Raw genomic sequence first — 13,834 nt, 5'->3', positions numbered from 1 at the left:
GATTTTTGGTTAGGTTAATTGATCGGTTATTTTGTTTTAATAATTATTTTGGTCCCTGATATTTCATAATGTGCCTTTATGGTATGGCACAGCAGGTCTAGCTTCTGATATAAATTCTGCCTGGAAATATCTCCTGTAAACGTATTGTTGTAAAGCTCCTGGTCTTCAATGATGAATGCAATCCCATAGGTAGTCTGTAATTGATTCAGTACCGCTGTTAACGGAGCTTCTTCAAAGACATAGGCCGCTTTGGACTTACTTTGACTCCCCGCTGGCAGGATAGGCAGAGGATCGGCCACCAGAGTCGTTTCAAAATCATCATCATCCTTTTTATAAGTTGTCTTTTGATTTGGTGTCAGGATTACTTTTTTATGCTGATTAAAAAGATGTTTAAGATTTAAATGCTGATCCTTATTGAGGCAAACCATTACTTTTCCGGTTTTTACAATCACCTGTGTTTCCTCAGTAGCCGGATTGGACTTGATAATGAAACTGGTTCCAACTACCCTGGTAATTACATTTTTATTATAGACAAAGAAAGGTCTGTGTGGGTTCTTACTGATCAGAAAATAGCCTTCTCCCTTTAAAGATACTTCCCGGGTCTTTGCTGAAAAATGCGCTGGATAAGTCAAAGAAGAAGAAGGTTGCAGGATTACAACGCTACCATCTTCCAGATTGATTCGCAGCGGGGCAGAAGTATTGTTTTTCTTTTCCAGGATACTGGTTAGCGCCTGGAACTTTAAAAATTGCGGATCCTGATGATTGTTCAGAAATAAATAACCAGTAATTAAGGTAAATGCAACGAGCGCAGCAGCAGCAAACCAGGTTAGCATCGGCATACGTTTTAAAAGGCCCGGATGCGGAGTTGAAAGATGAGTTTGGTCACTGCTACCTGTTTCCAGGTTAATTCTGTCCCATAGTTTTTGTTCAAGTGTTTGTAACTCATCGGGATAAATCTCTTCCAGGTCATCCCGGTCCAGCATACCATACAATTTTTCAATCACGATTAACTCATCCTGAGAACATTTGTTCTCCAGGTATTTTTCTAATAATGAATGAAGGGCTTGTCTTTTCATTTGGTGCCTTTAAACTATATGTACATTTAAGTGGCCCTATCCCTAAAGAAAAATAAAAGAAATTTAAATTTTATGAAAGAAAACGAAAGTGAGTAATAAAAACAGGTACTCCTTTAAATGAAAGCGCATACTTTTCAGCGATTGTGTAATGTGGTATTCCACTGCTTTTTCTGAAATATTCAACTGCTGGGAAATCTCTTTGGTAGAACGGTTATCAATCCTGCTTAATTTAAATACTTCCCCTGTCTTTTTTGGCAGGAGTGCAATTCCCTGGTTCAGCGCTTTAGAAAGATCATTGACCAGCACGAGATCTTCGGTGCTGCTGGTAATAGGGGATTGCTGGCCATTCACATGGTCCTGATACTTTTCTTTAACCAGCTGCGATTTGTAATGATTAATAATACTGTATTTCAGGCTTCCGAATAAATAGCAGTCCAGCGCGTTAACCGCAATACTTTCTCTTCTCCTCCAAAGATCTGCAAAGAGATTCTGCGTCAGTTCTTCTGCTAATTCTTTATGGTATACCTTGACATAAGCCGCTTTGTAAATCCCCATCCAATACCGCGTATAGATTTCTTTAAAAGCCAGCCCATCGCTATCTTTTAACAGATCTACCAACGAATTATCAGAGAGACTTTTATATTTCATTTAAATTATACCTGGCAATAAAATTTAATTAAACATTTGATTGGCTTAAACACCTGTTGGTGTGTTTGTTTAACGGTTTTTGCTAAAAATTATTCTAAATATATTAAGAAATAGCAAAAATGATTGTCTTTATGCTTAAAAAACGCTGTTTTGGGCATTAATCTAAGCAGACGTCCCATAAAAGCAATTAATCTTAATTATCAAGGCCTTAAGTTAGTAATTTAATCAGTAATAATGTCCTAAACAATAACAAGTTATCAACTGCTGGTATTTCCTGGAAAATTCAAAGTATAAATAATATTGTCAAAATCATTTAACAATTGGCTGAAATCCAATAACATTTTTAAGGAAATTTTTTGTCAATTAGAGTTAAAAATATTTTGATTTGAAAAAAACATATCCTAAGTTTCTGTGTTTTTAATCAAAAATATTATTTTAGAGGTTAAAGTTACCCTTTGAACTTAAAAAGGCTATTTTGAAGGTTTTTGCAGACCGAATAAAGTTTCATCTTCCTGGAAGAAAGAAACCTGTTTTTATGTTTAAATCATAATGAACAAGAAAGATGGAGACAAAAAGACAAATTAAACTCAATTATACTCAGGAATTTAAAATTGCCTGTAAAATAAATAACCTGAAGCCTGAGGAGTTGCTGCAGTATTTTATTAGTTATGTCTCTTTTTATGCATTCATAGGTGGTAATATGGATCCGATGTACTTCTGGGCTACGACTGCATGTATTGATTTTAAAGAAGTGCATGGCGGGCAACCGCAGCCAGTAAATGACCATAGAATACAAGAAATTTGTTTAAAATACATCAAGAAACTGACTGCATTAAATATGAGCAGTGGAACTTACAAAATCATAGCGCATTACAAGATTGCTTCCTTAATGAAAGAATGGTCTTTAGCAATGCTTCCTATTACAGATTATGAACTGGAGATACAAACCAGTGATGGTTACTTGCTTGAGCTTACATTTGACTTTAATTTAGTGTGCAGGATGAACGGCACCAAAATACAAGAGCTGCTTCAGTATTTTATCAACCAGGTATCTCTAGCAAGAGAGCGGGCTTTAAATCTTCATCAGGTCGTTAAGACTGATCCCAGTACAGCTTTCTTATTGCTGCTGAGCAGTAACCATGAAAGTTTCAGAAACAAAATATTGCCTCAGCAGGACCTGTATAAAAAATACGCCGCTCAATTACAGAAACTGGACGAAAAGCAAGAGGGGGAAAGTAATCTTGAAAACAAAGTAAGAAATTATAATAAATTTTATCTAGCGTGGTATAATGCACTAAATCAAAACATCAATTAATCAAACCCGGTTATTCCTCCCTTGATGGGCTGTATGAACAGGGAACAAGTGAGTTACATCTTTGACTGCTCACAAGGGAACAATTGTGCGGCGCAGCAAATCAGCAAAATTAAAACTCTTGAGTCATGGACATCTTTATGCCTGTGAGGAAAATAAAATAAATAATATGGACTCAAAAGGACTGGATACGTTAGCCTACACTGAAGATTTCAGGGTGGCCTGTGCCATCAACAATCTTAAACTAGAAGATGTCTTACAATACTTTGTAAACAGGGTGTCTTTTTATGCGTTTAACGGGGGTGAAATGGAAGCGGTATCCTTATGGGCCACGAGTATCGTAATTGATTGTAAAAAAGAGGTAAATGCAGAGGTAAAAGCAGTTACAGACAGGAAGGTAAAACGGATATCCCTGAAATATATTTTAATGCTGGGCGAGCTGAATGAGAATCCATACCTGACAACGGTCGATAAGATGAAAGAAAGTTTTAACCTGATGAGAGAATGGGAGATTGATATGTCACCGCTGGTTAACTATCCCCGAAACTTTCCACTGGATGATGACCAATCTTTAGCGCTGACTTTTGATTTTAATCTGCTGTGCAGGATGAATGGTGTTAAAGCAGTCCAGGTCTTGCAATATTTCATGAATAATATTTCTATGGCCAATGAAAGGGCGATAAATCTGATAGAATTTGTGGAAACGAATTCTTGTATGTCACTTTTTGGGATGATTCGGCTAAGCCTTGGCGACAAAAAGAACAGCATACCCATTCACCAGGAAATTCATAAGCGGTATGGCGAAAAGTTACTTCTGCTCGATGACCGGCTAAAGAAAGAAGAAAACCTGGACAAACGTATTGCTGTTTACAGAGCGTTCTATAAAGAATGGTATAACTCTTTGCGGAAAAACATCAATTGAAAGGTTTAATAAAATCTTTGGAGACGTATCAAACCTTTCAACTGACGGACTATACTTTTTTGTCTTTTTTCTCGAGCAGCGCTGTAGATGGCAGAAAATCTCTGGGCGACAATCCGAAATGATCAGCAAATACATTGATGTGTTTCAAATTGTATTTAGCCGGATTTCCACTGTTTTCCACGTTGCCAATGAAAGATGCTTTAACCCCAATAATGTAGGCAATATCTTCCTGTCTTAATTTCTTATCAGCTCTTAATTTTCTGACGAAATCAACCACATGCTGTTCAATAAGATCTAGTTTTACCTTTCCTTCCATTTGCCAACTAAGTAATTTATATTCCCATTTATAATTTACATAAATAAGTGTAAATATGACGTGTTTCTATTTTATAAGTTAAATTATTGAAATCTGACAATATAATGTTGCCTAATTTAATCTATTTCAAAATTTGTAAACCCTTATTATTAAGCACATAGGAGATTAATTTTTCTAAAACAATTTAAGTTCTAAACAGGCAGCTGGTGATGTAAAATAACAGAGGATAAGATACAGAAAAAAACTTTAACTGTATAATATCCGCTAATTATTACAAATTTTTCCAGAATAATTAATCCGGCCGCCTAATCACATACAAAAAAACAATATCTGATCGTTTCTCACTATATTTGTTACAAAAAAGCTTTACTCTATTTAAATGAATAAGATCCTGGCTGGTTTATCAGCTTTTAAAAATCTGGATAGCCTTCTTGTTGCGCTGCTTGGCTTTATCCTGCTCTTGATTTATACCGGACATGGTGGAATTGGAATCTCACCCGACTCTATTGTTTATGTAAGTGTCGCCAGAAATATCCCTGAATATGGAGCTTTACTGGATTACAATTTAAATCCAATAATTGACTTTCCTGTATTTTATCCTTTATTTTTAAGTGTAGCAGCTTTCCTTTCCGGAATTGACCCGGTTGCTGCGGGCCCCTGGTTGAATGCTTTGCTTTTTGCACTGGTCATTTTTTGTACCGGTAACCTGATGGAGTCATTTCAGGAGAAAAACCGTATTTATAAAATCGTGATACTCTTGTCTATTGCCATCAGCCCATCACTATTTGATGTTTATGGCATGTTTTGGTCTGAAACATTATTTATTCTGCTGTCAATTTTGTTCCTGATAGCCTTTAGAGGCTATTTAAGGACGCGTTCAATAGTTGCCTTACTCTTTTGTGCATTCATTGCTGCAATAACCTGTGTAACCAGATATGCAGGTATTACAGTTATTGCAACCGGTTTAATGCTGATGGTCTTTGACCGTTCGCTGGAATGGAAGAAAAAAATACTGCACTGTTTCTTATTCGGTTTTCTTTCTATCACTTTGCTGGTCGCCAATCTGGTCCGCAATACCATAGTGGCAGAATCGCTTACCGGGCCCAGGGAATCCGGGATTACCTCTTTAGGAGATAATATTTTCTATTATGGGAAGGTGATTTGCTGGTGGCTCCCTGCGCTGGATACGCACCCAGGTTCCTATATGATTACGGCTATTGTCCTGTTCATGATAGTTTGTGCAATATATTTGAAGCGGGCCTGGCTTGCTATAGCTTATACCACTGCAGAGAACTGCTTTGCTGCATTTTTTATAGTCTATACCGTTTTTATTATCGGAATTTCGACGCTTTCACATTTTGAGCAAATAAATAACAGGTTTATATCTCCAGTATTTATTCCAATGCTGATTACACTAACTTGCTGGATACCAAAAGCAATGATCGGGCTTCCTGTGGTAAAGCGCCGCATAGCTTTAGGCTGTACAGGCGTTGTGCTGATAGCTTTTCAGGCCAATGAGCTTGTTAAGCTTTATGGGATGTACCAGGAAGTCAGTGAATACGGTATTTCCGGTTATACAGACGACTCCTGGAAAAAGTCTCAGACTGCCGCATTCCTCAGAAAGCATGCTTCAGTTTTTAAACCTGAACATAAGTTATACGCTAATGCGGCAGAAGCAGTATACTTTAACGGTGGTTTAAGAGCTGCCTCACTGCCACATTGGATTGAGGACGAGGATATTAAAGATTTCTTTTCCAGGGATGCTGTATATGTGATCTGGTTCCACTCCATAAATGATCCTGATCTGCTCAATCTGGCTGCTTTGCGAAAAAGAGCAGACGTACTGAAGCAATATAGTTTCAAAGACGGGGATATCTACCTGGTGAAACCGCATCTTGCTCGCTAAGCCTGGAAATTTAGGTTAATCTCTTGCATGGAAACAAGCTCTGCATCTTGGCTCGTAACTTTCTTTTTCTCCGAGCAGGATTTTAGCGTCGCTGGCTACCCTGCGAAAAGAGTACATGGCGGGGCTTCCGCATCTTACGCAGACTGCATTTACCTTTGTAACCAATTCTGCGATGGCCATTAAGGCAGGAACGGGGCCGAAAGGCTGACCACTGAAATCCATATCCAGACCAGCTACAATTACCCTGATCCCTTTATTCGCAAGTTTATTACAAACCTCAGGTAATTCATCATCAAAAAATTGCGCCTCATCAATGCCAACAACCTGTGTGTCAGATTTCAGCAATAGGATTGCAGAAGAGTGTGCTACAGGAGTAGCTTCAATAGAGTTGTAATTATGGGATACGACTGCGGTTTCATCGTAACGGGTGTCTGTTGCAGGTTTATAGATCTCTACTTTTAGTTTAGCAATCTCTGCGCGCTTTAATCTTCTGATCAGTTCTTCCGTTTTGCCTGAAAACATGGAGCCGCAAATTACTTCAATGCTGCCGCCATATTCTCCTCTGCTGTAATTTTGTTCGCTAAATAACATGCTGTATTCTGGGGTGTAATGACCGGCGAATATCGAAATTTTGTAGTACTTTTGAGTGTTTAGTTATCAACATAAATTACCAATTCTTACGTTATACAACTATGATGAACCAGGAGGACATATTCAAAAAGATAGGGCAGATACTTAATGAGTTAAATGACCAGTACCAATATCTTGCTCAAAATCCCCGTGAACTCAATGAATTGGAGCTTGAACTTTTCCTGGCAAATGCCAGTTTCTTGTCTGACCATGTCCATATTATTAAGAAAATAAATAGCGGTACTGCCCCCCGGATATTGTCCGGCGCTGCCGAAATCAAAAAAGAGGTGCCTGCAGAAGATTTTTCTTCTACGCATGAAATTCTGCCTGCCAGGCCCAGACTGGATGATGATATTTTTAAACTGGATAACGAACCTTCGAATTTTGAGTTCATCTTAAATGAGAAGCCATCTACCGATAAATTCGAGTTCGAAGAAAAATCAGTTGATGCCATATTTGACAGGCCATTGAGCAAGGAAGAAGAGCTGATTATTGCACAGAAACAAAAGCTCAGGGAAATGGATAGTCTGGGGATACAGTTGCCAGAAGATGATGAGGTAGGGCCTGAGCCATTCCTGGTCTCAGAACCTTTCCTGGCGCCTGAGGTAGAGGAAGTTGAGGCAGAGCCAGTTTTTCATCAGGAGGTGAAGGAAGAAGAAGTTGTACAGGCTGCTGCCGAAATAGTACCTAAGCCAGAACCTGAGCCGGAAGAAGAGATTATTCCTGTAAAAGAGCCGGTAAAAGAAGAGCCTGTACCTGTTATAGAACCTGTTAAAGAAGAACCAGTTCCTATTATTGAGCATATCAAAGAAGAGGTTATAGAAGAACCAGTTTCAGTTGATAAACCGGAGCCAGTTAAAGAACCAATTTTTACATTTGAAACTAAGCCTGTTCAGGAAGAATTATTCTCACCTGTGCAAAACCAGGCAGCAATTGAGCCTGAAAAGCCTATAGCAAAGCCTACATTAAATGATATCCTGTCTGGTAATACCAGTGCCAGGAATATTAATTCTGGGAGCAGCAGAGTACAGATTAAAGACCTGAAACAAGCCATCAGTCTGAATGATAAGATGCGTTACATCAAAGATTTGTTTAATGGTTATAACCTTGCCTATGCAGAAGCGATAGATCTGGTTAACAAAATGCCTGATTTTAAAAGCGCGGACGAATTTTTACAAAGCAGTTATGCAGTGAAGAATAACTGGGCATCGAAACAAGAAACAGTGGATCAGTTTTATGAATTGTTAAACCAGCGCTTTACTGTTAAATAAAGCCCATTCTATTGGAATCCAGTTTCAGGAAGATAAAAAGTAATACGGTAAAACTCCATAACGATGACCCGCCATAGCTGATAAATGGCAATGGAATACCGATTACCGGGATGATACCAATAGTCATCCCTATATTTATAAAAACGTGGAAGAAAATAATGCTGGCTACACAATACCCATAGACCCTGGAAAAGGTAGAGCGCTGCCTTTCTGCCAGGTTGATTACTCTGAGCAGTAAAAATATATACAATCCGATAACTACAGCACAACCCATAAATCCCCATTCCTCTCCAATTGTTGAGAAGATAAAGTCAGTACTTTGTTCAGGCACATAGCCATATTTAGTTTGTGTGCCCTCCAGAAAACCTCTTCCGGTTAGTTGTCCCGCTCCAATGGCGATCTTGGACTGGATCACATTATAACCAGCTCCTTTAGGGTCTGTTTTAAGACCGAGCATGATTTCAATCCGTGTACGCTGATGTGGCTCCAGAACCTTTTCATAAGCAACCTTAACCAGAAATAAATAAGCAATGGCTACAATCGTGGTCAGGATCATCGAAAACATCATCTTCTGTTTTCGTCTGTTCTGATAAATAAAGAAACCTCCCACCACAGCTATGATTGGGATCAGGATATAAGAAGGGACCAGAAAATCGGCAATAAACAGCACGATCATCCCGAGAAAAATCAACAGGAAATAACCTGATAGGCCTTCCCTGTACAAAGGAAACATAAAGGCAAGAAATACCAATGCAGAGCCCGTATCTGGCTGAAGCATAATCAGGAATAACGGAAAGCCTATAATCAGGCCCGCAAAGAAAATAGATTTGACATCAGTAAACTTGGGGTTGAAATTCCCGACATATCTGGCAATGAGCAAGGCAGTTCCGAATTTAGCCAGCTCAGAAGGTTGCAACCTGAAAGCACCCAGAGGAATCCAGGCCTGGTTACCTGCCACTTTACGGCCAACAACCAGCACGGCCATCAACAGTAACATCGTAATCCCATAAACTACGGGTGAAAATACACTGAAGAATTTGGCATCAAGCAGCAGGATAGAGAATCCCAGCATTAAGCCTGTGATGATATAAATTAATTGTTTCCCGTAGTTACTGCTAAAGTTAAAGAATGTAGACGTTTCAGGATTATAAAGGGAAGCATAAATATTAACGAAGCCAATAGTACATAAGGCCGTGTAAATCAAAATGGTGATCCAATCTACATTGAAGAAAAAGCGGCTGCCTTGTTGCGTAGTCATTTGCTTAGTTAATAGTTGTTTGAGTACTTACAATTTTATTTTCTGGTGAAGCAGGCAATGCCACCGGTTTAGCAGCAGAATCTGCACCCTTAGGGGCCCATTTAATTTTCGGTTTAGGTACGTCAGGTAAAACTACAAGTTTCTTCATCGCCTCTGACTGCGCTAATCTTCCCCCAGAAATCTTGCCTGTTAAATATTTTTCTGTGATATAACTGGCGATAGGCGCTGCATAAACCCCACCAAAACCCGCATTCTCTACAATTACGGCAATGGCTATTTTTGGATTATCACGCGGAGCAAAACCAACAAACACAGAGTGATTTTTTCCATGCGGATTCTGTACCGTACCGGTCTTTCCACAGAAAAGAATGTTTGGGATCGCTGAAGCCCGCGCTGTACCATAAGATGCATTAACTGCGTCTTGCATCCCATCAATAACCGGTTCGAAGTGTGCTGCATCAATATCTACAGAATTTTTAACCAGGTATTCTTTTTTTACATCCTTCTTTTCTCCGATACCTTTAACCAGGTGAGGCTTGATATAATAGCCGCGGTTCGCAATGATCGCCATGATATTAGCCATCTGTAAAGGTGTAGCACTCATCTCACCCTGTCCAATTGCCAAGGAGATTACAGTCGTATATCCCCAATGTTTACCAAATCTTTTGGTATATTCTTCTGAAGTAAATATCCGTCCTTTACGTTCAAAAGGCATATCCAGATCGAGTTTGGAACCCAGACCAAACTTACGCACTTTTGCAGACCAGGAATCATAAGCCTCAATTTTATTTTTGTACTTCTTTTGCGTCATCAGCTTTTGAAATACATAACAAGCATAAGTATTACAAGATCTTGCCAATCCTTTACGAAGGGAGATATTCCCATCTACGTGTTCGCAACTTACAAAGTGATTTCCTGCCCAATAGCCCCCAGGACAGTTAAAAGTCGTATTCGGATCAATTACACCTTCCTGCAGCGCAATTAAATCATCGAGTGGTTTAAAAGAAGAACCCGGAGAGTAATAACCTGAAAGCGGCCTGACTAAAAAAGGTCTGTTAGGTGAACGGAAAATATCCATATAATTATTGCCCTGCTGCCTGCCTACCATCAGGTTGGGGTCGTAAGTAGGGCTGCTGACAAAAGCCAGCACTTCACCAGTACTCGGCTCAATTGCTACGATACTTCCCACCTTATTTTTCAGCAATTGTTCTCCTAACTTCTGAATATCAATGTCCAGTGAAGACACTAATGTTTCTCCGGAAATGGCCAGTGTATCAAATTTACCATTCAGATAACTTCCCTGAGGGACATTCCTGGCATTATAAATCGTATTCTCTACACCACGTTCTCCGCGGAGTACATCATTATATTGACGTTCTACACCCGATTTCCCGATATAATCACCCGGACGGTAATAGCCGTCACTTTCCTCAATATCTTTGTCTGAAACCTCTTTTACATAGCCAAAAAATTGTCCGGCCACACTGTCAGGATAATGCCTTACTGTTCTGTTTTGTGTTTCAAACCCAATAAACCGGGAGAGTCTCTCTTGTAAAGCAGCATAGGTTTGTACAGATAATTGTTTCTCAAATACAGAACGCTGGTATTTAGATTGGTTTCTGGCCTTATTAAACCTTTTATGAAATCCAGCCATATCAATACCAATAATCCTGCATAAAGCAAGCGTATCAAAGGGTTTAACCAGGCTGGGGGTGACCATCAGATCATATACCGGTTCATTTTGAACCAATACTTTATTGTTCCGGTCTGTAATGACCCCACGAGCAGGGAAAGTATATTTTTTCCGCAATACATTACTGTTTGCGGATAAAAAATAGCGGTCACTGGCTACTTGTATATAAAAAAGCTGCCCTAATAAAATAAGTGCAACTACTATAAACAGACCTTGTATAATATATTTTCGGTTGAAAAGATTCTCCATTAGCGCATTTTTCTATTATAGAAGATAAATTCTATCAATATAACAGTAAATAAAGTAAAGATACCGCTAAGCAGGCATCTTAACAAAGTATACGAGAGTTCTGTTAATTTAAAAGCTTCTAATAAGAAAAGCACAAGGTGGTGCGAAAAGGTACAAAGTAAAGCATATAAGCCAAACCATTTAAAGCCCATGTTACCTAAAGTTGGTTCGGGTTCGTCAAAATTCTCGCGGCTTACCGTGACAGAAATAAACAGAATCCGCACAAAGACCAGCGTTACACAGGCTGCAGTATGTACACCCAAGGTATCGTAGAAAGCATCCAGTGTTAAGCCTGTCCCAAAAGCGATGAGATATAGAATAGGGTTAGGAATACCGAAAGGTAGCAGCAGTAAAAACAAAATATAGGTGAAAGGAGTAGCCAGATCATAGAAACTCAGGTTCCTTAACAAAAGAATCTGTATGGAAAGCAGAATGAACCACCTTAAGATATTGATTAATATGATTCTACTGTTCATTCGGCAATTTTGATTCTAATGCTTTTTCTTCCTCTGCCAATTTATCTTTGATCACATACACATATTGCAAAGTGCTGAAATCATTAAAAAGGTTAATCTGTATAGTCAGGAAATTATCTCCGGTAGAGATCCCTCTGTTACTGATCGTTCCTACCTGTATGCCAGGAGGGAAGGAGCCAAAACCAGAAGTGATGACTGTATCCTTTAGTTTTACTTTAAAGTGGTTGGGAACGTCTTTAATAAACGCTGTTCTGTAATCAGAATTCCGGTCACCCCATACCAGTGAACCTAATGCTTTTGTTGATTTGATGCTGACACTGATTTTCGCGTCTTTATTCAGCAAAGATTCTATCGTAGCCAGGTGTGGCGATACATCGCGGATAATCCCGACTACCCCTTTACCGGCAGAGATGACAGCCATCCCGCTTTCTATCCCGTCTAAAGCCCCTTTATTAATCGTAATGACGTTATTTCTCAGGGTGACAGAGTTTTTGATCACTCTGGCTGCCAGATAAGTATACTGCACGTGAGTAGCGGTATCTTTAACCAGTGTATTTTTGGCGCTGTCTATATTTTTAAGGGCAAGCAGTGCAGTATGAAGTCTTGCATTTTCAACGGCAAGGCTATCATTTACGGTGCCCAGGTTCATGTATTTTTTGAATACATTAAGCCGATCATAGGCATGTCCAACAACCTCATTAGTAGAATTAAGCGTTACACTTCTTTGGTAAGCATTGTTTTGAACAGTAAGGATGATGCCAATGGTGAAAAAGATGACAAACAGAAAAAATGCGTTGTATCTATTTATGAAAATCCAAAGGTTACGCATATTTCTTCATTCTGTATTGAAATACAGTCCTCATTTTATTTAATGATAAAAATGTGAGTGCTTTATACAAGCGGCTCACATTTTTTTATACTGTATGTAATGATTAATTTATTGCATTAAAAATTTATAGCTACCGATATTTTTCAGTGCGATACCAGTACCACGGACAACCGCACGTAATGGATCTTCTGCTACGTGTACCGGAAGTTTAGTTTTAGCTGCTACACGTTTGTCCAGTCCGCGTAATAACGCTCCTCCACCTGTCAGGTAAATACCAGTCTGGTAAATATCCGCAGAAAGTTCTGGTGGGGTAATCTCTAATGCTTTCAGAATTGCTTCTTCAATTTTAGAGATTGACTTATCCAGGCAGTGTGCAATTTCAGTGTAGGAAACCGTAATTTGTTTCGGTACACCTGTCATTAAATCTCTTCCCTGTACCGCGAAATCTGCTGGTGGATCTGATAATTCAGGTAAAGCAGCTCCAACTTCAATTTTGATTTTCTCCGCAGTACGGTCACCAATCATAATATTGTGCTGACGACGGATATAATTTACGATATCTGAATCGAAGTTATCTCCCGCAACGCGGATAGACTGATCGCATACAATACCAGAAAGTGCAATTACAGCGATTTCAGTAGTACCACCACCGATATCGATAATCATATTACCCATCGGTTCTTCTACGTCAATTCCAATACCTACAGCAGCTGCCATTGGTTCGTGAATTAAGTAAACTTCTTTTGCACCGGCAATTTCTGCCGAATCTCTTACTGCACGTTTTTCAACTTCAGTAATCCCTGATGGAATACAGATTACCATTCTCAAAGATGGGAACATCCAGCCTTTTCCACCATTCAGCATACGGATCATACCTTTGATCATTGCTTCTGCAGCGTTAAAGTCGGCGATAACACCATCTTTCAGTGGCCTTACGGTACGGATGTTATCATGGGTTTTACCCTCCATCTGCATCGCCTGACGGCCTATTGCGATAATTTTATTTGTTTGTCTGTCAAAAGCAACTATTGAAGGCTCATCAACAACCACTTTGTCATTGTGTATTATCAGGGTGTTGGCGGTGCCTAAATCGATGGCAACCTCTTGTGTGAACCAGTTAAATAAACCCATTTATAGGTGATAAGTTATTATTAAAAATTCTATATACTATTTAATGTAAAACTACGTCTTTTTATTGTATTCGCAGTT

13 protein-coding genes are annotated in these 13,834 nt (G+C 39.1%); 4 read left to right on the top strand and 9 right to left on the bottom strand.

Annotated elements, in window-relative coordinates; genetic code table 11:
• Positions 1-26 precede the first annotated feature (26 nt).
• Both AY601_RS17135 and AY601_RS17130 read right to left on the bottom strand, forming a co-directional pair.
• Positions 27-1,076, bottom strand: coding sequence for a FecR family protein (locus AY601_RS17135; protein ID WP_068403257.1), 1,050 nt, complete (start codon positions 1,074-1,076; stop codon positions 27-29).
• Between the two features lie 63 nt (positions 1,077-1,139).
• Complete coding sequence (locus AY601_RS17130; RefSeq protein WP_068403255.1) at positions 1,140-1,724, bottom strand: RNA polymerase sigma factor; 585 nt, start codon at positions 1,722-1,724, stop codon at positions 1,140-1,142.
• 562 nt (positions 1,725-2,286) lie between these two features.
• Here AY601_RS17130 and AY601_RS17125 point away from each other — a divergent pair.
• A complete protein-coding gene (locus AY601_RS17125; protein ID WP_068403253.1) occupies positions 2,287-3,039 on the top strand; it encodes a hypothetical protein in 753 nt (250 codons plus the stop codon).
• A 166-nt stretch (positions 3,040-3,205) separates the two neighbouring features.
• Entirely contained in the window at positions 3,206-3,958 is a 753-nt protein-coding gene (locus tag AY601_RS17120) for a hypothetical protein (RefSeq protein ID WP_157287985.1), read from the top strand.
• A 49-nt stretch (positions 3,959-4,007) separates the two neighbouring features.
• Here AY601_RS17120 and AY601_RS17115 read toward each other — a convergent pair whose 3' ends face one another.
• Positions 4,008-4,274, bottom strand: a complete 267-nt coding sequence (locus tag AY601_RS17115; RefSeq protein WP_068403249.1) for a helix-turn-helix domain-containing protein — start codon at positions 4,272-4,274, stop codon at positions 4,008-4,010.
• A 379-nt stretch (positions 4,275-4,653) separates the two neighbouring features.
• Between AY601_RS17115 and AY601_RS17110 the strand changes: the two genes are divergently transcribed.
• Positions 4,654-6,180: a hypothetical protein gene (locus AY601_RS17110; protein ID WP_068403247.1), complete on the top strand. Its 1,527-nt coding sequence runs from the start codon at positions 4,654-4,656 to the stop codon at positions 6,178-6,180.
• Positions 6,181-6,195: 15 nt separating this feature from the next.
• Here the strand turns inward: AY601_RS17110 and AY601_RS17105 are convergent, their stop codons facing one another.
• The gene (locus AY601_RS17105; protein ID WP_068403244.1) at positions 6,196-6,771 is read right to left on the bottom strand and encodes a thymidine kinase; all 576 of its coding nucleotides are present in this window, start codon (positions 6,769-6,771) and stop codon (positions 6,196-6,198) included.
• Between the two features lie 101 nt (positions 6,772-6,872).
• Here AY601_RS17105 and AY601_RS17100 point away from each other — a divergent pair, with 101 nt between their 5' ends.
• A complete protein-coding gene (locus tag AY601_RS17100) occupies positions 6,873-8,081 on the top strand; it encodes a hypothetical protein (RefSeq protein WP_157287983.1) in 1,209 nt (402 codons plus the stop codon).
• On the opposite strand, the gene rodA is transcribed toward AY601_RS17100, so the two are convergent.
• The 5 genes from rodA to AY601_RS17075 form a co-directional block, all read right to left on the bottom strand.
• The gene (gene rodA, locus AY601_RS17095; RefSeq protein ID WP_068403240.1) at positions 8,074-9,339 is read right to left on the bottom strand and encodes a rod shape-determining protein RodA; all 1,266 of its coding nucleotides are present in this window, start codon (positions 9,337-9,339) and stop codon (positions 8,074-8,076) included. The genes AY601_RS17100 and rodA overlap by 8 nt on opposite strands.
• A gap of 4 nt (positions 9,340-9,343) precedes the next feature.
• Positions 9,344-11,281 (bottom strand): penicillin-binding protein 2, encoded by a 1,938-nt coding sequence (gene mrdA, locus AY601_RS17090; RefSeq protein ID WP_068403237.1) that lies wholly within the window; start codon positions 11,279-11,281, stop codon positions 9,344-9,346.
• Positions 11,281-11,796 (bottom strand): rod shape-determining protein MreD, encoded by a 516-nt coding sequence (locus AY601_RS17085; protein WP_068403235.1) that lies wholly within the window; start codon positions 11,794-11,796, stop codon positions 11,281-11,283. The genes mrdA and AY601_RS17085 overlap by 1 nt, the downstream gene beginning before the upstream one ends.
• The gene (mreC, locus tag AY601_RS17080; protein ID WP_068403233.1) at positions 11,786-12,625 is read right to left on the bottom strand and encodes a rod shape-determining protein MreC; all 840 of its coding nucleotides are present in this window, start codon (positions 12,623-12,625) and stop codon (positions 11,786-11,788) included. The genes AY601_RS17085 and mreC overlap by 11 nt, the downstream gene beginning before the upstream one ends.
• Before the next feature lie 108 nt (positions 12,626-12,733).
• Positions 12,734-13,756, bottom strand: a complete 1,023-nt coding sequence (locus AY601_RS17075) for a rod shape-determining protein (protein ID WP_068403231.1) — start codon at positions 13,754-13,756, stop codon at positions 12,734-12,736.
• Positions 13,757-13,834: the final 78 nt, after the last annotated feature.

The sequence above is a fragment of the Pedobacter cryoconitis genome, assembly GCF_001590605.1.
Lineage (GTDB): Bacteria > Bacteroidota > Bacteroidia > Sphingobacteriales > Sphingobacteriaceae > Pedobacter > Pedobacter cryoconitis_A.
Note: the sequence above shows the minus strand (reverse complement) of the source record. Positions and strands in the feature narration are given on the sequence as shown.